At 41.3% G+C, this 22256-nt stretch carries 21 protein-coding genes and 1 tRNA gene; 15 read left to right on the top strand and 7 right to left on the bottom strand.

Annotated elements, in window-relative coordinates:
- Positions 1-63: 63 nt before the first annotated feature.
- From folP to nrdA, 7 genes are all read left to right on the top strand, one after another.
- The gene (gene folP / locus BWP33_RS01795) at positions 64-900 is read left to right on the top strand and encodes a dihydropteroate synthase (protein ID WP_002641079.1); all 837 of its coding nucleotides are present in this window, start codon (positions 64-66) and stop codon (positions 898-900) included.
- A 271-nt stretch (positions 901-1171) separates the two neighbouring features.
- Positions 1172-2965 carry a translation elongation factor 4 gene (gene lepA, locus BWP33_RS01790; RefSeq protein WP_002641080.1) on the top strand — a complete coding sequence of 598 codons (1794 nt, stop codon included), beginning with the start codon at positions 1172-1174 and terminating at the stop codon, positions 2963-2965.
- A 48-nt stretch (positions 2966-3013) separates the two neighbouring features.
- Positions 3014-3811, top strand: coding sequence for a type II restriction endonuclease (locus BWP33_RS01785; RefSeq protein WP_002641081.1), 798 nt, complete (start codon positions 3014-3016; stop codon positions 3809-3811).
- Between the two features lie 124 nt (positions 3812-3935).
- Positions 3936-4901 (top strand): site-specific DNA-methyltransferase, encoded by a 966-nt coding sequence (locus BWP33_RS01780; RefSeq protein ID WP_211289039.1) that lies wholly within the window; start codon positions 3936-3938, stop codon positions 4899-4901.
- Between the two features lie 340 nt (positions 4902-5241).
- Entirely contained in the window at positions 5242-6258 is a 1017-nt protein-coding gene (gene lepB / locus BWP33_RS01770) for a signal peptidase I (protein WP_002641083.1), read from the top strand.
- A 130-nt stretch (positions 6259-6388) separates the two neighbouring features.
- Positions 6389-6514 carry a hypothetical protein gene (locus tag BWP33_RS13090; RefSeq protein WP_280522804.1) on the top strand — a complete coding sequence of 42 codons (126 nt, stop codon included), beginning with the start codon at positions 6389-6391 and terminating at the stop codon, positions 6512-6514.
- A 16-nt stretch (positions 6515-6530) separates the two neighbouring features.
- Positions 6531-8807, top strand: a complete 2277-nt coding sequence (gene nrdA, locus BWP33_RS01765) for a class 1a ribonucleoside-diphosphate reductase subunit alpha (RefSeq protein ID WP_002641084.1) — start codon at positions 6531-6533, stop codon at positions 8805-8807.
- Between the two features lie 202 nt (positions 8808-9009).
- Here the strand turns inward: nrdA and BWP33_RS01760 are convergent, their stop codons facing one another.
- From BWP33_RS01760 to BWP33_RS01745, 4 genes are all read right to left on the bottom strand, one after another.
- A complete protein-coding gene (locus BWP33_RS01760; protein WP_002641085.1) occupies positions 9010-9222 on the bottom strand; it encodes a YbdD/YjiX family protein in 213 nt (70 codons plus the stop codon).
- Positions 9212-11299, bottom strand: coding sequence for a carbon starvation CstA family protein (locus BWP33_RS01755; RefSeq protein WP_002641086.1), 2088 nt, complete (start codon positions 11297-11299; stop codon positions 9212-9214). Before BWP33_RS01755 ends, BWP33_RS01760 begins: the two co-directional genes overlap by 11 nt.
- 95 nt (positions 11300-11394) lie before the next feature.
- Positions 11395-12276 carry an IS982 family transposase gene (locus BWP33_RS01750; RefSeq protein ID WP_104930280.1) on the bottom strand — a complete coding sequence of 294 codons (882 nt, stop codon included), beginning with the start codon at positions 12274-12276 and terminating at the stop codon, positions 11395-11397.
- A gap of 191 nt (positions 12277-12467) precedes the next feature.
- Positions 12468-13088 (bottom strand): L-threonylcarbamoyladenylate synthase, encoded by a 621-nt coding sequence (locus BWP33_RS01745; RefSeq protein ID WP_002641087.1) that lies wholly within the window; start codon positions 13086-13088, stop codon positions 12468-12470.
- Positions 13089-13167: 79 nt separating this feature from the next.
- Between BWP33_RS01745 and tmk the strand changes: the two genes are divergently transcribed.
- The 7 genes from tmk to prmC all read left to right on the top strand — a co-directional run bounded on the left by tmk (position 13168) and on the right by prmC (position 18699).
- Positions 13168-13791, top strand: coding sequence for a dTMP kinase (gene tmk / locus BWP33_RS01740; protein ID WP_002641088.1), 624 nt, complete (start codon positions 13168-13170; stop codon positions 13789-13791).
- Between the two features lie 87 nt (positions 13792-13878).
- Positions 13879-15225 carry a glutamate--cysteine ligase gene (gene gshA, locus BWP33_RS01735; protein WP_002641089.1) on the top strand — a complete coding sequence of 449 codons (1347 nt, stop codon included), beginning with the start codon at positions 13879-13881 and terminating at the stop codon, positions 15223-15225.
- 112 nt (positions 15226-15337) lie between these two features.
- Positions 15338-15742, top strand: coding sequence for a gamma-butyrobetaine hydroxylase family protein (locus BWP33_RS01730; RefSeq protein ID WP_002641090.1), 405 nt, complete (start codon positions 15338-15340; stop codon positions 15740-15742).
- Between the two features lie 43 nt (positions 15743-15785).
- Complete coding sequence (locus tag BWP33_RS01725; RefSeq protein ID WP_002641091.1) at positions 15786-16448, top strand: rhomboid family intramembrane serine protease; 663 nt, start codon at positions 15786-15788, stop codon at positions 16446-16448.
- Positions 16449-16452: 4 nt separating this feature from the next.
- Positions 16453-16827: a hypothetical protein gene (locus tag BWP33_RS01720; RefSeq protein ID WP_002641092.1), complete on the top strand. Its 375-nt coding sequence runs from the start codon at positions 16453-16455 to the stop codon at positions 16825-16827.
- A gap of 63 nt (positions 16828-16890) precedes the next feature.
- Positions 16891-17634 carry a bifunctional demethylmenaquinone methyltransferase/2-methoxy-6-polyprenyl-1,4-benzoquinol methylase UbiE gene (gene ubiE / locus BWP33_RS01715; protein ID WP_002641093.1) on the top strand — a complete coding sequence of 248 codons (744 nt, stop codon included), beginning with the start codon at positions 16891-16893 and terminating at the stop codon, positions 17632-17634.
- A 234-nt stretch (positions 17635-17868) separates the two neighbouring features.
- On the top strand, positions 17869-18699 hold the full coding sequence (gene prmC, locus BWP33_RS01710; protein ID WP_002641094.1) for a peptide chain release factor N(5)-glutamine methyltransferase: 831 nt from the start codon (positions 17869-17871) through the stop codon (positions 18697-18699).
- A gap of 72 nt (positions 18700-18771) precedes the next feature.
- On the opposite strand, the gene BWP33_RS01705 is transcribed toward prmC, so the two are convergent.
- The 3 genes from BWP33_RS01705 to BWP33_RS01695 form a co-directional block, all read right to left on the bottom strand.
- Positions 18772-18847 (bottom strand) — tRNA-Ile (locus BWP33_RS01705).
- Positions 18848-18902: 55 nt separating this feature from the next.
- Positions 18903-19436, bottom strand: a complete 534-nt coding sequence (locus BWP33_RS01700; RefSeq protein ID WP_002641095.1) for a methylated-DNA--[protein]-cysteine S-methyltransferase — start codon at positions 19434-19436, stop codon at positions 18903-18905.
- On the bottom strand, positions 19433-19759 hold the full coding sequence (locus tag BWP33_RS01695; RefSeq protein WP_002641096.1) for a DUF4298 domain-containing protein: 327 nt from the start codon (positions 19757-19759) through the stop codon (positions 19433-19435). Before BWP33_RS01695 ends, BWP33_RS01700 begins: the two co-directional genes overlap by 4 nt.
- Before the next feature lie 369 nt (positions 19760-20128).
- Between BWP33_RS01695 and dsbD the strand changes: the two genes are divergently transcribed.
- On the top strand, positions 20129-21946 hold the full coding sequence (gene dsbD / locus BWP33_RS01690) for a protein-disulfide reductase DsbD (protein ID WP_002641097.1): 1818 nt from the start codon (positions 20129-20131) through the stop codon (positions 21944-21946).
- Positions 21947-22256: the final 310 nt, after the last annotated feature.

Genomic DNA, 22256 nt, shown 5'->3' with positions numbered 1-22256 from the left:
TTTAAAGGCTGCCTGAAAACTATTTTCTTTGTTTTCAGGCAGCATTTTTATTAGGACAACATCATGTTTTGGCAAACCAAACGCTTTCAAATTGATTTAACCACGCCCAAAATCATGGGCATTTTAAATATAACACCCGATTCATTTTCAGACGGCGGTACGTATTCAGGCAGCCTGAAAACCACGCTCGCCCACGCCGAAAAATTACTCCAAGATGGCGCAGATATTTTGGATATTGGCGGCGAATCCACGCGCCCAAACGCGATGGCAGTGTCTCCCGAATTGGAATGGCAGCGCGTTCAACCTGTGTTAGCAGAAATTTCGCGCTGGAATGTGCCAATTAGTTTGGACACGCGCCGTGCTAGCGTGATGAAATTAGCATTAGATTTTGATTTTGTGGATATAATTAATGACGTACAAGGTTTAGAAGACGAAAACGCTGTGAATTTAATCGCACAATCTCAAGTCGGTGTGTGTGTAATGCACATGAAAGGCTTGCCTGAAAATATGCAAAATAACCCAAATTATCAAAATGTTGTTACTGAAGTCGCTCAATATTTGCAGCAACGCGCTGACGTGTGCATTCAAGCTGGCATCGTACCCGAAAGAATTGTGTTAGATGCTGGTTTTGGTTTTGGTAAAACACTGACACATAATATTATGTTAATGAAAAATTTGGATAAATTAACCACCAGTTATCATTTACCGCATTTAGTTGGCGTATCGCGTAAACGCATGATTGGCGAAATTACAGGGCAAGAAATCCCTACCGAACGCATTTCAGGCAGCGTATCAGCCGCCCTATTCTCGCTCACGCAAGGCGCGAAAATTGTGCGCGTTCACGATGTACGTGAAACAGTTGATGCGTGGAAAGTTTGGCAAACTTTTCAGGCTGCCTGAAATAATCATTATCTTAAAAATCAATAAATTAAATATCAAAAATAAAACAAGACGACTGCCGTATACATCTCGTACATTAAGGGAACGGACAACGCAGTCGTATTTTTCATTTTAAACGACCATATATTTGACCACACCATAAGCGTCATCTTTTCAGGCTACCTTTAAATTTTCTGTTAGAATATCGTACTTTAACTTTTTCAGGCTGCCTGAAAACGCATCAATTATTTTCAGGTAGCCATATTTTTATTTTATTATTGAATTCAACAACATGAAAAATATCCGAAATTTCTCCATTATTGCCCACATTGACCACGGAAAATCCACACTTGCCGACCGTTTTATTCAACATTGCGGTGGTTTAGATTTGCGCGAAATGAGTACACAAGTTCTTGATTCTATGGATATTGAAAAAGAACGTGGGATTACCATCAAAGCGCAAACAGCTGCCTTAAACTACAAAGCACGTAATGGCGAAATCTATCAACTCAACTTGATTGACACCCCAGGACACGTGGACTTTTCCTACGAAGTTTCACGTTCGCTTTCGGCCTGTGAAGGCGCATTGCTGGTAGTAGACGCATCGCAAGGCGTGGAAGCCCAAACCGTTGCCAACTGCTACACCGCGATTGATTTAGGCGTGGAAGTCGTGCCTGTGCTGAACAAAATTGACTTGCCTGCCGCCGACCCCGACCGCGTGGCACAAGAAATTGAAGACATCATCGGTATTGATGCGGTGGGTGCGGTAACGTGTTCTGCTAAATCAGGTTTGGGCGTGGAAGATGTGTTGGAAGAAATTGTCGCGAAAATTCCTGCACCTGAAGGCGACCCTACTGCGCCATTGCAAGCCGTGATTATTGATTCATGGTTTGACAATTATGTTGGCGTGGTGATGTTAATTCGCGTGAAAAATGGCACGATTAAACTGAAAGACAAAGTGCGTTTCATGTCCACTAAAGCCGAAACGCAAGTAGAACAACTGGGCATATTTACCCCAAAATCCATACAAAAACAACAATTAAGTGCGGGCGAAGTGGGCTTTTTGATTACTGGCGTGAAAGAACTCGGTTCAGCAAAAGTGGGCGACACGGTTACGCTTGCCGCCAATCCTGCTGCCGAACCGTTGGCAGGTTTCAAAGAAGTGCAATCACAGGTATTCGCGGGTTTGTATCCGGTGGAAAGCCACGATTATGAAAACTTACGCGATGCGCTGGAAAAACTGCAACTCAATGATGCATCATTGAAATTTGAACCCGAAGTATCGCAAGCGTTGGGATTTGGTTTCCGATGTGGCTTTTTGGGCTTGTTGCATTTGGAGATTGTGCAAGAGCGTTTGGAACGCGAATTTGACATGGATTTAATTACCACCGCGCCGACTGTGGTTTATGAAGTCATCATGAAAAATGGCGACAAAATTGAAGTAGAAAATCCATCCAAATTGCCTGATATTGCCACGATTGACACAATTTTAGAACCCATTATTACCGCCACCATTCTTGTTCCACAAGATTATGTCGGCAATGTGATGACTTTGTGCAATCAAAAACGCGGCGTGCAACGCAATATGCAATACCTCGGTCGTCAAGTGATGCTGACTTACGATTTGCCAATGAATGAAGTGGTGATGGATTTCTTTGACAAACTGAAATCCACTTCGCGCGGTTATGCTTCGTTGGATTATGAATTTAAGGAATTTCAGCCGTCTGATTTGGTAAAATTGGACATTATGGTGAATGGCGATAAAGTGGACGCGTTGAGTTTGATTGTACATCGTCAAACTTCGGTGCAGCGTGGGCGTGAATTGGCAAGCAAAATGCGTGAATTGATTCCGCGCCAAATGTTTGATATTGCGGTTCAGGCTGCCATCGGTGGTCAAATTATTGCGCGTGAAAACGTGAAAGCCTTGCGTAAAAACGTATTGGCAAAATGTTACGGTGGCGACATTACGCGTAAGAAAAAATTACTGGAAAAACAAAAAGCAGGTAAAAAACGCATGAAACAAGTGGGCAATGTAGAAATCCCACAAAGCGCATTTTTGGCGATTTTGGAGATTGGGGACAAATAATTTTCAGGCTGCCTGGAAGTAGAATATGCCATCTGAAAAGGATAGAAAATGAATTTATGGACACAAAGAAGCATTGATTTAGCAGCACAAAGTAATTATTTAGACCAACTTTATCGCGTCTATCCCATGTCGGTTAATTTGCGCCGCGAATTGGCAGAACAAACACAAACAGATATTCGCACACATTTAGAAAACAGAGATGGAAGAAACTTATTAGAAGTTTTGTTGAAACAAGAGATTTTTCCGATTAAAGACAGCTACGTTGCTTATTTGAAACGCGACAAAACTGCTCTTGAACGCAACCCTGGTACTGTTAGCCATTTAGCAGGTATATTGATAGAAATGGGCTTTGATGAAATTTTGGATAAAACCACAGTACCCAAAGAAACCAATCGCCAAATTGGGCCGTTATTTAAAAATTGGATAAATAGCGGTGCCTTAGGTGTGCCTGTTACCAATGATGCTGATGAATTTTTGAATTATCAAGGCAATATCGTGTTTAATGCTGGCGATAAAGCAATGGAATATTTCGCCAAAACACATTTGGGTTATCAACACAATAAGGGCCTAGATTTTATTGCTAAATTCAATCAAACCATCATCATTGGTGAAGCAAAATTTTTAACGGATTTTGGCGGACATCAAAATGCACAATTCAATGATACTATTGCCACCATGAAATCTGTATTAGCAGCAAGTCAATATACTGTTAAAACAATTGCTATTTTAGATGGCGTTTTATACATCAAGGGTAAAAATAAAATGTTCAGTGATTTGGCAACATTTGCTGATGATGAAGTTATTATTTCAGCTGTTTTATTGCGTGATTATTTGTTTTCGGTGTGATTATGCAGCTCATTTATTCTAATAAGCAGCCTGAAAGTCAAATTTTGACACAATCAAAAAAATCCAATCAATTGAATTAGATAAAACGCTGCCTATTTTATTTTCAGGTGATAATTTCCACGCATTGTCGGTTTTATTAAATAGTGGTTATCATGGAAAAATTGATTTAATTTACATTGACCCTCCTTATAACACACAACAAATTTTTACTATTTCTGATGAACGAATCAGTACCATTAGCAGAACCAATCATGGCATAACCGCTTATGAAGACAATCGCAGTATGGCAAATTATTTGGAATTTATGCGCGAACGATTGATTTTAATGCGTGAATTATTATCCTCATGCGGTTCAATTTATGTGCATATTGATAGTAAGGTTGGGCATTATTTAAAAATTATCATGGACGAAGTGTTTGGCGCAGATAATTTTAAAAATGATATTGCGCGGATTAAATCTAATCCGAAAAATTTTTCGCGCCGTGCTTTTGGGAATGAAAAAGATATGGTGCTTTTTTATGCTAAAAATGCAAAAAAAAATATCTTTAATAATATTACTATCCCCTTGACAGATGAAGATAAAATAGAGATGTTTCAAAAGGTTGATGAACAAGGACGGAGATATAATACCGTTCCTATTCATGCACCAGGAGAAACGCAAAATGGTGAAACAGGCTCAATGTGGCGTGGTATGATGCCACCAAAAGGGCGGCATTGGCGCAGTTCGCCAGATGATTTAGATGAATTAGATAAACATGGTTTATTGGAATGGTCTAAAAACGGTGTTCCGCGTATTAAAAAATTTGCTGATGACCATAAGGGTAAGAAAATTCAAGATATTTGGCGGTATAAAGACCCAGCTTATCCGATTTATCCTACTGAAAAAAACGCCGAAATGTTGCAGATGATTATTGGACAGTCATCTAATCCCGATTCTATTGTATTGGATTGTTTTGCAGGAAGTGGTTCTACGTTATGGGCAGCACATTGTTTACAGCGAAGATGGATTGGCATAGATGCTTCTGATGTCGCTATTACGACTATTCAGCAACGATTTGGCTTGTTTCCTATCCAATTTATTGAATATTAGGAAGCCAAATGCTTTCAGGCAGCCTGAAACAAAAATCATGGAAACCGATATTCAAAAAACCGAACGTTTAATCCGAAAAATCAACCGCATACACGTGCAATATTCGCAGGATTATTTTGAAACAGGCAAGGTGCAAAAAATCAGTTTATCGCACACTCACGCGTGGCATTGATTTCTTCTACCGCGTGAACACCAGTATCCCATAAACCATTTTCAGGCTGCCTGAAAATTAATTTGAACAAACATTGTTCCAATTTTGGGATTCACTGTTATAATTTTCAGGCAGCCTGAAACTCATGCGCTGCTGTTTTATTTTAATAATCAATCATTAGGACAAAAAGTGGAATTGAATCAAATCACATACGCAGCCATCGGCGCATTGATTGCTGGAGCAATCATGCTGTTTTCGGGCAGTAAACAGCGTACCGCAGAAGGCGAATGGAGCAGCGCGTTGCAATGGGGCTACCTGCTGTTGATGGTGGGGATTTTCGGTGTTTTATCATCGGGTCTGGCGTGGAGTTTTACTGCCATTTTACTGCTGTTCACGGTTTTGACTGGTACAGTGTGGACGTGGTCAAAATGGGGTCGGCAAAATAAAAATAGCTTGGATAACAATCATTTTCGTGATTACATGGCGAGTATTTTTCCGATTATTGGCGTGGTGTTTGTGTTGCGGACTTTTATCGCTGAACCATTCCAAATTCCGTCTAGTTCCATGCGTCCTGGATTGGAAAAGGGCGATTTTATTTTGGTTAATAAATTCACTTATGGCATTCGTGTACCTGTATTAAATAATGTATTGATTCCTATTGGAAAAGTAGCACGTGGCGATGTAGCAGTGTTTAATTTTCCAGTGGATACCAAAGTCAATTACATCAAACGTATTGTGGGTGTACCTGGCGATATTATTGAATACAAAGATAAAATTTTAACCGTCAATGGTATCGTAGAACACGATAAATCCATCGGCGAATACCGTTATCCCGATGATAACGACAACCAACAAACCCAAACCGCTGAACATTTTCAGGCTGCCTTTGATGGCAAAAGTTTTGGTGTTTTGAAAGTAGAAGATGTGCCATCAGTTGATGTTCGCACGTTTAATGCGTATCAAAACCGCATGAATGAATTGGATTTTGCTAGCGGATTGGCAGAAAATTGTGAATATTCAGAGGACGGCAGCAGCTTCAAATGCCATGTTCCCGAAGGTAAATATTTTGCCATGGGCGATAATCGCGACAACAGCGCAGACAGCCGTTATTGGGGATTTGTAGACGACCGATTAATTGTCGGCAAAGCATTTTTTATTTGGATGAATGCAGGCAACATGAAACGCATCGGCAACAGCATTCAATAATCTATTATTAATCTCATTCAGGCAGCCTGAAACCGTTTTCAGGCTGCCTTTATTGTCGGATTTTTGCTACATTTTTAAGCAACGATAGATTGAATGATTTCAATGTTATGAATATAACATATTGAATTAAATGAATAAAAAATATCCCTTTGGTGTGAATAGCTTAGTTTTGTCAAGCCTGTTCAGGCTGCCTGAAAAATCGTATGATGCGCCCCACTATATTTTTGCCACCGCAATAACGGCTCACGCATTTTAACAATTTGGACAAGATAATGAACACCAGCACACTCAAAGTTACAAAACGAAACGGTCAATTAGAACCCATCAATTTAGATAAAATTCATCGCGTATTAGATTGGGCGGCAGAAGGTTTGAACAATGTATCGGTGTCGCAGGTGGAACTAAAATCCCATATCCAATTTTATAATGGCATTCACACCAAAGATATTCACGAAACCATCATCAAATCTGCAGCAGACTTAATTTCAGAAGAAACTCCAGATTATCAATACCTTGCAGCACGTTTGGCGATTTTCCATTTGCGTAAAATCGCATACGGAGACTACACACCGCCGCATTTATTTGACCATGTTAACAAATTGGTGGCATCGGGCAAATACGACAAACATTTGTTATCTGATTACACAGAATCCGAATTTAATGAATTAAATCAGTATATTGACCATGAACGTGATTTAAATTTCTCTTACGCCGCAGTGAAACAATTGGAAGGCAAATATTTGGTACAAAATCGCGTTACCAAACAAATTTATGAAAGCCCACAATTTTTATATATTTTGGTAGCGATGTGTTTATTTGCCAAATATCCGCAAACCACACGTTTGGATTATGTGAAACGCTTTTATGACGCGGTATCGCAATTCAAAATTTCTCTGCCTACGCCCATTATGGCTGGTGTGCGTACGCCCACACGCCAATTCAGTTCATGCGTGTTGATTGAATGCGATGATAATTTAGACAGCATCAACGCCACAACATCCGCTATTGTCAAATATGTTTCGCAACGCGCAGGTATCGGCATCAATGCAGGACACATTCGCGGTTTGGGTAGCGAAATTCGTGGCGGTGAAGCACAACACACAGGCTGTATTCCATTTTTCAAAATGTTTCAGGCAGCCGTCAAATCTTGCTCTCAAGGCGGTGTACGTGGTGGTGCAGCGACTTTGTTCTATCCGTTATGGCACATTGAGGCGGAAAGTTTATTGGTGCTGAAAAATAATCGTGGCGTGGAAGAAAACCGCGTACGTCATTTAGATTATGGTGTGCAAATCAATCGCTTGTTGTACACACGTTTAATTAAAAATCAAAATATTACGCTATTTTCTCCCAACGAAGTTCCTGGATTATACGAAGCATTTTTCGCCGACCAAGACGAATTTGAACGCTTATATACCCAATACGAACAAACCGAGTCCATTCGCAAACGCACAGTAGCAGCATCGGATTTATTCTCCATTTTGATGCAGGAACGCGCAGGTACAGGACGCATTTACATTCAAAACGTGGATCACTGCAACACGCACAGCCCATTTGACCCGAAAGTTGCACCTGTTCGCCAATCTAATTTGTGTTTGGAAATCGCTTTACCAACTAAGCCATTGAATAATATCAATGATGAAAATGGTGAGATTGCGTTGTGTACACTGTCGGCGTTTAATTTAGGCGCGATTACTGATGTGAACGAATTTGAACCGTTGGCAGATTTGGCTGTACGCGCATTGGACGCATTATTGGATTATCAGGATTATCCTGTGCTTGCCGCGAAAAAAGCCACCATGAATCGCCGCACTTTGGGCATTGGTGTGATTAATTACGCGTATTATTTGGCAAAAAATGGCGTGAAATACAGCGATGGCAGCGCAATTAGCTTGACTCACCGCACCTTTGAAGCAATGCAATATTATTTACTCAAAGCGTCTATGAATTTAGCGAAAGAATACGGTGCGTGTCCCCTATTCAACGAAACGACTTACGCACAAGGCATTTTGCCAATTGATACTTATAAAGCAGACTTAGACAAATTCTGTGATGAACCATTGCATTTGGATTGGGAAACTTTACGCGCTGATATTGTCAAATATGGTTTACGAAACAGCACACTAACCGCATTAATGCCATCAGAAACCAGCTCGCAAATTGCTAACGCGACAAATGGCATTGAGCCGCCACGTGGTTTGGTAACCGTCAAAGCGTCCAAAGATGGCATTTTGAAACAAGTCGTACCCGAATTTGAACGCCTGAAAGGTCAGTACGAAACCTTATGGCAAATGGGCAGCAATGATGGTTATCTAAAATTGGTTGGCGTCATGCAAAAATTCATTGACCAAGCCATTTCCGCAAACACCAGCTACGATCCTAAACGTTTTGAAGGTGGGCGTGTGCCAATGAATCAGATGTTGAAAGATTTATTATCAGCGTATAAATATGGTGTCAAAACATTGTATTATCATAATACGCGAGATGGCGCAGAAGACGTTCAGCAAGATTTACAAGACGATGGTTGCGCAGGTGGAGCGTGTAAAATTTGATTTTTTGTAGTCGTTCGCCATGTGCATCTCGTAACAGTCGTATTTTCATTTAGACGACCATCATTTCATCGTAAAATTTTCAGGCTGCCTGAAAAGAATTACGTCAAAATTACCAACTTTTACGTTAATGAAAAATACTCGCCAAGTATCCAACTTGACGAGTATTTTTTCTTCTAGCAAACAGCTAATTGTTTACGACAACCTAACAACAACGTCCGCCATTGGCACCACAACGGCGTTTGCGGCAATAGTCTTGGAATTGCTGCTCGGTCATAACAGGCGCATTGGGATTATGCTTACGCTGTTGGGCAACATAATTCGCATAATCAGGCACGCCAGCCATTAAATGGGCAGTTAATTTAGCGGTTTTCCACCAACTCGCCAAACGCGTTTTTACGTGAATATTAGGCTTCATGATTAACTCCAGAAGGTGCTTGTGTGCCATCGCGGTATACGGCTGGCACTTCTTTTGCGGTACTCCACGCGATTTTCCGCGCTTTCATTGCCACACGAATACCATAAAATGCCACAATAACCACCACTGCCAAAAACAATACAGTCAAACCAGAATTAATATAATCATTCAAAATAATACGCGACATTTCTTCGGCTGTTTTAGCAGGTTTAAGGATTTCGCCATTGTTTAAGGCTGCCTGATATTTGTTGGCGTGCGCCATAAAACTGATTTTCGCATCAGAATGCAACACTTTTTGCAAACCCGCGTAACACGTTACAAATAACACACCACACGCAGGTATCAACGTTACCCACACATATTTGTCGCGTTTCATTTTGACCAAAACCACAGTACACATAATCAACGCCACACCCGCCAACATCTGGTTTGCAATACCAAATAAAGGCCAAAGTGAATTAATGCCACCCAATGGGTCGGTTACGCCTGTGTACAAGAAATAACCCCACAACGCCACCGCCATAAAAGTCGCAATCAAATTGGCTGGCAAGCTGTCCGTATTACCAAACGGTTTGTAAAACACGCTGCCCAAGTCTTGAATCATAAAACGCGCCACGCGTGTACCTGCATCTACTGCAGTCAAAATAAACAAGGCTTCAAACAACAACGCAAAGTGATACCAAAATGCCATCATGCCTTCGCCAGCAATCAATTGGCTCATGATATTTGCCATGCCAACCGCCAAAGTAGGCGCACCACCAGCACGCGATAAAATTGTGTTTTCACCAACATTTTTTGCCATATCCAGCAAAGCGGCTTCGGTAACAGGAAAGCCGATTTTATCGGTGATGACTTGCGCAGCATTGGCAGCGTCTGTGCCAATTAAAGCGGCTGGGCTGTTCATCGCAAAATACACACCAGGGTCAAGCGAACTGGCTGCCGCCAATGCCATAATTGCCACGAAACTCTCCATAATCATGCCACCGTAACCAATCATGCGAACATGGGTTTCGTTTTCCACCATTTTGGGTGTTGTTCCCGATGAAATCAACGCATGGAATCCCGATACCGCACCACAAGCAATGGTAATAAACAAAAACGGAAACAGGCTGCCTGAAAACACAGGTCCCGTACCATCAATAAATTTGGTTACTGCGGGCATATGCAAAGTCGGACCCACGATCACAATACCAATTGCCAACGCCACAATCGTCCCAATTTTCAAAAAGGTAGATAAATAATCGCGCGGTGTCAGCAATAACCACACAGGCAATACAGCAGCAATAAAGCCGTAAATCATAATTGCCCAAGTCAATTGAATGCCATCTAAATCAAATAAATGACCAAATGAACTGTGTGCCACGTCATCACCGAAAATAATCGCCAACATCAGTAAAATAAAACCCACAACAGAAATTTCGCCAATTTTGCCTACCCGAATGTAGCGCGTGTAAATTCCCATAAATAAAGCAATTGGAATTGTAGCCGCAATGGTAAATGTCCCCCAAGGACTGTGTACCAACGCCTTCACCACAATCAGAGCCAACACCGCCATAATGATGACCATAATCATCAAAATACCGATAGACGCAATCACACCAGCAACCGTACCCAATTCCTGTTTCACTATATCGCCCAAAGACTTACCGTCTCGGCGCATGGATACAAATAAAACCATCATATCCTGCACCGCACCCGCAAACACCACGCCAAAAATAATCCACAGCGTACCAGGTAAATAGCCCATTTGAGCCGCCAACACAGGCCCTACCAATGGACCTGCGCCCGCAATCGCTGCAAAATGGTGTCCGAACAACACGCCCTTATGCGTGGGAACGTAGTCCAAGCCATCGTTATGGCGTTCGGCTGGAGTCAAGCGATTGGGGTCAAGCTGCATCACATTGTTAGCGATGTACAAACTGTAATAACGATACGCTACTGCGTAAGTGGAAATAGCTGCCGTAACAATCCAAATCGCGCTAATTTGCTCGCCGCGACTGACCGCCAGTGTGGCAAACGACACCACCCCCACCAGTACAACAATCGCCCAAATAATCATCTGTTTGAGTTTATTCATTTGATTGCGTCCTAAAAAGTTAATCAAAATTTTATGTGTAGTGCCGTGTAATGACCAGCACGCCTTGTATATTATACCAATTTGTAACGCCATTCTCAACACCCAATTAACCCAGCAAATTGAGTAATTGGGTGTTGAATTTGTTGATTCAGTAAACAGCAAAAATTATGCGATAAAATTTTCCGAATAAAACGGTTAGATTGGTGAAACAGATTTTTTGTACGAACTATTTCCATGTTAAATCTCTCTGTTAATTGACCAATAACTGTTTCAATCATACGGCGACTATTTTTTAGCCATTTGAGAAATTGAGGACTTCTGTCATCTTTCATATTGCTACGATAAGGTGTTTGTAAATTAATATGGCTTTGTTTCATTTCATCTTTTAATTCAGAACTTAAATACCCTTTGTCCGCACCAACAAACCCTGTTTTGCCTTCTAAAAGTTCAGGTAATACCTGCCGTTCATCAACATTGGCAGCTGTAAAAGTAAAGGCTTTAATCATACCTGAGCGAGTAATCAAAAGATGACCTTTAAAACCATAATAGGTCTCTTTTTTGGAAGCGCAATAACCGAACGTCGCATATGCACGAAAATTTTGATGGCGTTTAGCTCGGGCAAATTTACAGACTGCAATAGGAAAGGCATCTGCATAATACTCTGTTTGCTCACACCAATTTGCAGTGATTTTTTGATGCATTTGTTGTTTAACCCAATACAAATTGGCACATTGTTTGGCAAAATTAGGGTAAGAGCCTAAATTGGGAAACCAATTTTGCCAATGTTGTTTGAAATATTGCCAAATTTTTTTATCGGTATCCATACCGAGAAATTCGCCAACAATTTCCATACAAATCAGTTCACAATCTGAAAGTTTGGGTGCAAAGCCACCTTGTCTTAATGGTTTTTGAACGAGCTGATTGTATAAAGCATCTACCATTAGATACGTTTTAATGATAAATTCGTCTTGGGGCATAACTGTCTCTCTTTCGGATTATCTTGACGGGTATCTTTAAGAGTGGGGTTATGCCCCTTTTTATTCAATTGCCATATCTTAATTAGATAGAGTTGAGAATGGCGTAATTTGTAAACTTTCGCTAACTTATTTTAACAAGAACAACACGCCCCAAAATCAAACAAAATCACCTTTCAGGCTGCCTGAAAATCTCACAAACCAAATAAGCTCACATCGCCTCGCCCCTGTCGCACCAATTCCACACCATCGGTCATGTCAATCACGGTAGTGGGTTCAGTGCCACACCATCCACCATCTATAATTAAATCAACAGCATAATCTAAACGATCGCGAATTTCGTAGGGGTCGGTTAGTGGTTCATTGTCTTCAGGCAGTATCAGGGTGCAAGATAACATCGGTTCACCCAATTCTTTCAGTAAGGCTAGGGCAATTTGATTATCTGGCACACGCAAACCAATGGTTTTGCGTTTTGGATGCAAAGTGCGATTGGGGACTTCTTTGGTCGCTTGCAAAATAAAAGTGTAGCTACCGGGGGTAGCGGCTTTGAGTTGACGAAATTGGCTGTTATCCACTTTGGCGTAAGTACCCAACTCGCTCAAATCGGCGCACATCAATGTAAAATGGTGTTTCAAATTCATTTGCCTGATGGCTAAAATGCGCTCCATGGCGGCTTTATCGCCCAAACGGCAACCCAGCGCATAACATGAATCTGTCGGATAAATCACCACACCACCTTTATTAATTGTTTCAACGGCTTGTTTGATTAATCGGTCTTGTGGATTATCGGGATGAATGGTTAAAAATTGTGCCATATTAAACTCCTATAATTTGTTTAGGCAGCCTGAAAAAAATTGCTATAAAATTGAATTATATCAACAAAGGGATTACACCATGAACGCAAAATTCATCAGCTTAGACGGCATTGACGGCGCAGGCAAAACCACACAATTAAATGTGATTAAACAATGGTTTGAAAAACAAAATTTACCCGTCCAATTCACACGCGAACCAGGAGGAACGCCGTTGGGCGAAAAATTACGCGATATTTTGCTCAATCCCACCAGCCAAATTAACTTACGCACCGAAACTTTATTGATGTTTGCGGCGCGACAACAGCACTTAGACGATATTATTTTACCTACATTAAATCAAAATATTAGCATAGTTTCCGACCGTTTTACCGATGCCACTTTTGCTTATCAAGGCGGGGGACGCGGTTTACCAGAATCCGATATCGCACAACTGGAAAATTGGGTACAAGGCAGCCTGCGTCCTGACTTGACCATTTTATTAGACGTGCCACTGGAAATTGCCATTCAACGCATTGAAAATTCAAGAGAAAAAGACCGTTTTGAACGTGAAAACAGCACATTTTTCAACCAAGTTCGCACGGCTTATTTAAACCGCGCCGCCGCCAATCCCAAGCGTTACGCCATCATTGACAGCAGCCACGACAAAGAAAGCACCAAAGCGCAAATTGAACACGCATTGAATCAACTTTTTCATGTCAAATAATTTATTTAACTAAGGTTTAGTATTTTCAGGCAGCCTGAAAATTTTGTTTTCTGATTATAATGTGCTTTTTAGCAAGAGAATCACACCATGAAATTACCCGAAATCCACACCGAATATGCCAACTATTTACGAGACTTTGAAAGTAAAATCCTGCAAAATCACAGCAAAATTGAAACATGGTTTCGCCAACAATGGAAACAACATCAACCACCTTTTTATGGCTCGGTAGATATTCGCAACGCGGGCTACAAAATGGCAAGCATTGACATGAATCTTTTTCCAGGTGGATTTAACAATTTGAATCCAAACTTTATTCCGCTTGCCACCATTGCCGCGCAAGATGCCGTAGAACGCGCTTGCGAAACCGCCAAATCCGTGCTGTTGATTCCTGAAAATCACACGCGCAACACGTTTTATTTGCAAAATGTATATGCATTGGCGAATATTTTGCGTAACGCGGGTTTTGACGTTCGCATCGGCTCCTTCAATCCCGAATTGACGCAAGCAACTGAATTTGAAACGGCTTTGGGCGATAAAGTGTTGATTGAACCTTTATTGCGAACGCGTGAACGTATTCATTTAGCAGATGGATTTTCTCCATGTTTTATTTTAATAAACAATGATTTATCTGCTGGCGTACCCGATATTTTGCGAGGCGTGTCGCAAACCGTGTTGCCGCCACTACACGGCGGTTGGACAACGCGCCGCAAAACGCATCATTTTGAAGCTTACAATCAGATTGCCAAACAATTTGCTGATTTAATTCAAATTGATGAATGGCAAATTAATCCGTATTTTGAACAAATTAGCGGCTTAAATTTCCAAGAACGTGAAGGCGAAGACGCGTTGGCAGACGCAGTAGAACGTATGTTGACAAAAATTCAAGCCAAATATGACGAAAAAGGCATTACCGACAAGCCTTTTGTGATTGTCAAAGCCGATGCTGGCACTTACGGTATGGGCGTAATGAGCGTGAAATCAGCCGATGAAATGCGCGGTTTAAATCGCAAAAATCGCAACAAAATGGCAAAAGTCAAAGAAGGTTTGGAAGTGTCAGAAGTCATTGTTCAGGAAGGAATTTACACTTACGAAACCTTAAATGGCGCAGTGTCCGAACCTGTGGTTTATATGATGGATAGGTTTGTGATTGGCGGCTTTTTCCGTGTCCACGAAGGACGCAAAAACGATGAAAACTTAAACGCTGGAGGCATGGTATTTGTACCATTAAATCAAAGCATTCCGAATGCTGGCAGCGCACAAGATGTGGAAACAGAAACCGAATCCAAACGCATTTTTGCACAGTGGGACGAAATGGGCATGGCGCGCCCGAATGCGGATAATCCTGATTGTTCGTCCAATCGTTTATATGTTTATGGCGTGATGGCGCGATTATCGTTATTGGCGGCAGCGATTGAATTGAAAGAGACGGCATAGGTTTTTCAGGCTGCCTGAATGCATATTTTTCCTGAATTTTGTGAAAACACGCGCCAAATTTCAACCTAAAAATCTGCTAAAATCCCCCTTTCTCATACAAGGCAGCCTGAAAATGAATTTACCCGAAGAAATCCGACTCAATTCCGAACACGATTTACTCAAAATTCGTTATGTCAATCAAGAATATCATCTACCAGCTGAATTTTTACGTGTGTATTCACCCAGCGCAGAAGTACGCGGACACGGCATCGGGCAAGAAACGCTACAAACAGGCAAACGCACCGTAACCATCACCGATTTGGAAGCAGTTGGCAATTATGCACTCAAAATTGTATTTTCAGACGGACACGATAGCGGTCTGTATGGTTGGGCTTATTTACAATATTTGAGTGAAAATCAAGACGCTTTGTGGCAAGATTATTTAAAACGCCTTGCCATCGCAGGTGAAACACGTGAATTTGACAGTACACCGAAAAAATCATCGGGTTGTGGCAGTGGCGGTTGTCATCATAAATAATGGCTACAGGCTGCCTGAAAATTTCTAGAAAGCATCTAATCAAATGAATTTAATTGAATTAATTCCAATATTTATCATCATTATTACTTGTATAACCAGTTTGATGGCATTCAACAACAATGCGCTGTTTCAGCGTTACGCGTTCAATGTAGGTGCAATCACGCGCGACAAACAATATTATCGTTTTATCACGTCTGCATTTTTGCACGCGGACATGATGCATTTGTTTTTTAATATGTTTACGCTGTATTTTTTCTCGCGTGTGATTGCGGCGGTGTATGGCGTGTGGCTATTTTTGGGCTTGTATTTGGCATCGGTGTTGGCTGGCAATGCGTTTTCATTTTGGCTCTACCAAAAACGCCCAAGTTACACCGCAATTGGGGCATCAGGTGGGGTATCTGGGGTGTTGTTTGCCACGGTTGCGCTTGCGCCTTTACAAACAATTTACTTGTATTTTATTCCTGTAACATCTTGGATTTTCGCGACTTTATATTTTGCCTATTCGGTAGCGATGATGCTCAAACCACGTCAAGGCGATAATACGGGACATTCGGCGCATTTAGGCGGCGCAATGTGTGGCATGATTTTTGTGGCAATTTTTACGCCAATAGCCTATTTATTACAAAATAAATTGTATATTGGCATTATGTTGCTGCCTTTATTGTATTTGGCTTATGAAATTTTAATTAACAAAAAGGGACGTTAATCTCATGAAAAAATTAATTTTAATCAGCGTGTTGTTATCATTAACTGCTTGTTTTGACAAAAAACAAGAAGAACCCAAATCCACATCATCAATTCGCCAAAATTTTACCAAAGCTTGCGTACAATCAGCGTTAGGCGACAAACCTGCCAGCCCCGAAAAACAGCAATTTGCACAACAAACTTGCGATTGTGTATACGATGAAGGCATTAAAGCTTATGGTAGCCAAAACGAATGGGAAAATGCCATCAAAGATTTTGACAAGAGCGTCAATGACCCAAAATTACAACAAGTTAGCAATGACACCATCAACATTTGCATAGCAAAATTTACGTCAAATCAAGCCACTGCCAGCGCATCATCAGCCAGTCCAGCCAAATAATTCACTCAATATTTTTTCAGGCAGCCTTTTTTAGGCAGCCTGAAATCACATGGAAATCAAATCATGAACGAACAAGATAAACAAACTCACTTCGGCTTTCAAACCGTAAATGAAAGTGAAAAAGCCAACAAAGTTGCCCAAGTATTTCATTCTGTTGCAAAAAATTATGACATCATGAATGACGTGATGTCGGGTGGTTTGCATCGTGTGTGGAAGCATTTTACCGTTCACACGGCGCGCGTCCCTAAAGGCGGTAAAGTGCTGGACATCGCAGGCGGCACAGGCGATTTGTCACGCGGTTGGGCGAAACGTGTAGGCAAAACAGGAGAAGTGTGGCTAACCGACATCAACTCATCTATGCTGACAGTCGGACGAGACCGCTTGATGAACGAAGGCATGATTTTGCCCGTTGCTGTGTGTGATGCAGAAAAATTACCCTTTCCAGATAATTACTTTGATTTGGTTTCCGTGTCATTTGGTCTGCGAAACATGACCCATAAAGATGTGGCATTGAGTGAAATGTATCGCGTACTCAAACCAGGTGGCACGCTGTTGGTGTTAGAATTTTCTAAAGTATATGAACCAATTGCACCAGTATACGATTTTTATTCATTTAAATTTTTGCCTATAATGGGCAAATTGATTGCGAAAGATGCCGATAGTTATCAATATCTTGCCGAATCCATTCGTATGCACCCCGACCAAGACACACTCAAACAAATGATGTTGGACGTAGGTTTTGACCAAGTGGATTATCACAATTTGACGGCTGGCGTGGTGGCGTTGCACAAGGGCGTGAAATATTAATACTGAATCAAGGATTACGCCATGACTACCATTCAATAAATTAATTTTTAAACAGAAAATAATTTTTTGCAACAATTATTCTGATGAAAATTTGAATCGTAGCATGGCAAGCGCATCATATAACCACAATCAAATCACACAAAATTTCAGCCACCACTTGATTAATGATATCACGTTGATTATTATATTGAAATTTAGAATAAAACTTTGTATCTGCCTGATATTTTGATTCTTATGAAAAAAACTTTATCACAATGGCTTGCCACACAAATTTTGCCACGCAACGAATCTCGAATGCTGTTGCAACACATTACGGGCTACACTCGCGCCCAACTCATCACGCATGACCAAGAAATCTTAACTGAACAACAAATTAACCAGCTAAACACACTCGCCAAACGCCGTGAACAAGGTGAGCCAATGGCATACCTTTTGGGAACACGTGAATTTTATGGACGCGAATTTACGGTGTCGCCAGCCGTGTTGATTCCACGTCCCGAAACCGAACATTTATTGGAAGCCGCACTTTTGAGGCTGCCTGAAAATGGTGTGTTGTGGGATTTGGGTACGGGGAGCGGTATTTTGGGCATTTCTACCAAACTGGAACGCAAAGATAGTCTTGTTTTTGCAAGTGATTTGAGTGCAGATGCGTTGCAAGTGGCACAACAAAACGCGCAACATTTGGGCGCGGACGTGGCATTTGCACAAGGCTCATGGTTTGATGCAGCGCGTGTTTTCAGGCTGCCTGAAAATAGCGTTGATGTCTTGGTATCCAATCCACCTTATATTAAAAACAATGATTTACATTTAAATCAAGGTGATTTGCGTTTTGAGCCACAAACCGCATTAACCGATTTTTCCGATGGTTTGGCACATATCAGAATTTTGATTAAAAATGGAAAAATTTATTTAAAACCAAATGGTTGGCTATTATTGGAACATGGCTACAATCAAGCAGTGGCGATTCGCCAATTATTCACGCAACACGGCTACCAAATGATTGAAACACAACCAGATTTAGCAGGGTTAGACCGAATTACATTCGGGCAAATGCCATCAAATTGATACAAAATTTTTCACAAACCTAAATTAACCAAAAGAAAACCACTTAAACAATTGTTTAAGTGGTTTTAAATTTGGTGGGTCGGGTGGGGTTCGAACCCACGACCAAGGGATTATGAGTCCCCTGCTCTAACCCCTGAGCTACCAACCCATAGGCAGGAAATGAATTGGCAATTCTACACATATTTTCTTCAATCATCAAGCATTCAATCGCCACACTCTAAATTTAACAATGCCTGTTTTCGCGCCAAACCGCCTGCGTAACCTGTCAATTTTCCATTGCTGCCAATCACGCGATGACACGGTACGATAATGGAAATTTTATTTTTTCCATTCGCACTGGCAACCGCTCGCACCGCTTTTGGATTCGCCAAAATATGCGCCTGTTCAAGATAACTAATTGTTTTACCATATGGAATAGTTTGCAAAATACGCCAAACCGATTGCTGAAACGGCGTACCGACAAAATCCACAGGTACAGAAAAATCTTTCAGGCTGCCTGAAAAATATTCGCGCAATTCTTCGCGTAAAATAGACAAATGTGCATTGTCTTGCCAAACCAAATGGGCGCGTTTGGCATTTTGCACAGCAACACATTCTTTTTCGAAACCTTTTTCGTCCAAAAACGCCAACAGGCACACACCAGCATCACTGCTCATTGCCAACATTTCACCCAATGGCGTTGGCAAATAAGCAGCATATACTGGATGACTAAATGATGAATTTTCTACAAAATTCATGATTCTTGCTCATTTGGGTCAAGCGCAGCGGTGGCTTCGCGAATCCGCGCCCACGCAATGCGTTGAAAATCACAAAATGCGTTCCACACCGCATCTTCATTCATCACGCTTAAATTACCATTTGTTTTTAAATCAAACTCTTCTCCATCTTCCATGACTTCGTAAATATGCAAAAAATCATCGGCAGCGAAATTTTCCAATTCGCGAATCAGCATCACGGCACGTTGAAATCGCACCAAATCGGCTTCTAATTCGGGCAACAATTCACACAATTCATCATATTTCTTTTGTGTTTCATTGATTTTATTTTGTAATTTATTCATGTCATTATCCTTAACTTAAATGGAATAATAGCCTTTTAGGCTGCCTGAAAACACAACCATCCTCCAAATGTCCTGATTGAATGATGAACTGCGATATTTTGGCTAATTTATTCGCGTCATATTGTGCCATAATACCAAATATATTCAAGCAGGCAGCCTGAAAACTTTTTTAATCACCTTAGTATACGATAATTTTTTGTCATCTAAAATAAGCCGTTTAAAATTAAAAATACCAATGCGTTGTCCCCTCGATTATGGGTCAGATGTACACAGCACTTTGCCCTATTTTTATTTTAAACGACTATGATTTTCAGGCAGCCTGAAAATTTTTTTGTCGTATACTAAAATCAAATTGAAAGTTAATACATTATGAAGAAAAAATGGTATTCGTGGCTCTGTGCCGTGATGTTGTTTGGCACGACTCAAGCCATTGCGGCAGTGAATCCCGATGATTTACTCCCACCAGAACAAGCATTTATACCAACAGTGGAAGTCAATGCACAAGGCGTGAAAACTACGTTTCAAGTTGCTGATGGCTATTATATGTATCAAAGCAAAATTGAAGCCGTTACCGACCCTGCCGCATTGTTGTCCGCCCCCACCATGAGTGCTGGAGAAGAAAAAGAAGATGAATTTTTTGGCAAACAAACCGTTTACCATAAAACCGCTCAATTCAACTGGAAATACGCCAAACCCATTAACCAACCTTATAAAATTACTTTGCATTATCAAGGATGTGCTGAAGCTGGCGTGTGTTATCCACCTGTTGAAACCAGTTTTGATATTCAAGGCGAAGGCGTTTACAACACCCAAGTTGCCAACAACAACCCCGCGAACACTTTCCTAAAAAAGCCATCGGGCGCGCCGAATCCTACGAGCCAACCAACAACGGTTGCGCCAAATTCGTCCGCGCCTGCTGATGCTGGAAAATTAACTTTATCGCGTGATACTTTACTGACCAATTTATTTTGGTTTTTTGTGGCTGGTTTAGGTTTAAGTTTCACGGCGTGTATGTATCCACTTTTGCCAATTGTGTCATCTATTATTGTGGGCGATAAATCAGGTAGCAAAAAACGAGCGTTTGTATTGTCATTTGTGTATGTGCAAGGTTTGGCTTTGACTTACACGTTGGTGGGTGTATTAGCAGGTGTTACAGGCGCATTACTGACAGTTTGGCTACAACAAGCTTGGGTGGTGCTCACTGCGGCGGGCTTGATGGTGGCGTTGGCATTGTCCATGTTTGGCTTGTTTAATATTCAATTGCCCAATGCGATACAATCCTATTTTCAAAATAAAAGCAATCAGTTATCTGGTGGAAAATTGATTTCAGTATTTGTGATGGGTATGTTATCGGCACTGATTGTGGGGCCATGTGTTGCACCACCATTGGCGGCGGCGTTGGGCTACATTGGCAAAACAGGTGATGCGGTTTTGGGTGGTGCGGTGTTGTACGCGATGGCATTGGGTACAGGGGTTCCATTGATGCTGATTGGCACGTTTGGCGGACACATTTTACCACGCGCAGGCAATTGGATGAACGGCATTAAATACGCGTTTGGGGTAATTTTGTTGGCGGTGGCGGTGTATCTGGCAACACCTTTTTTACCTTACGCGCTGACCGTGGGTTTATACACGGTGTTATTGGTTGCGCCAGCATTATTCATGATGTGGAAATTAAAAAGTTTTTCAGGCAGCCTGAAAACATTTACAGCAATTTTATCGGCATTTTTGGTCATGAGTGGGCTGTGGTTTGGCGTACAAAGTGTGCGTGGTAAAGAAACGGCGTTGCATGAATTTTTGACGTTGCACAAGCCATCAAACGCCGATTTCCACGCGCAAAAATTTACCGATGTGGCACAACTCAAATCTGCTATAAACGCTGCTTTGCAAGCAGATGCGAATACGCCTGTTTTGTTGGATTTTTACGCAGATTGGTGCGTATCGTGCAAGGAAATGGAAGCGAAAACATTTGGACATGAACGCGTTCAGGCTGCCGTACCGATGGCGCGATTGTTTCAAATTGACGTAACCGCTAACACACCCGAACATCAAGCCTTATTAAAGGAATATGGTTTGTTTGGTCCGCCTGGATTATTTGTGTTGAAAGCAAACGGTAAACGCAGCGAAGGTTTGATAGGCTACGCACCTGTTGATGAATTTATTGCGTGGTATCAAACACATCAATAAAATTTTCAAGATATATAAAGGTTGAGAAAATTTAGAACCTGTGTTCATAAGATTGATAACTTAATTTTATTGACCATTTTTGCGAATACAAGGCATCTTTTTAAGCCAACGTAGTGGGCGCATGAAGCGGCGATAAAAGCAAGCTATTAAGATTATGAACACAGGTTCTTAAATTTAGGAAACATGGCGTATCGCCGCCATACCCACTCTTATCGCATACGTTAGCTGGCAACATGATTATTTTGTTGAACACATGATTTTTTCAGGCAGCTTGAAAAGCGTGGCATGATGCAATAAAAGTACCCGAATA

It is taken from the genome of Simonsiella muelleri ATCC 29453 (genome assembly GCF_002951835.1).
Classification (GTDB): domain Bacteria; phylum Pseudomonadota; class Gammaproteobacteria; order Burkholderiales; family Neisseriaceae; genus Simonsiella; species Simonsiella muelleri.
The sequence above is the reverse complement of the archived record's forward strand: the minus strand, read 5'-3'. Positions and strand labels throughout refer to the sequence as shown.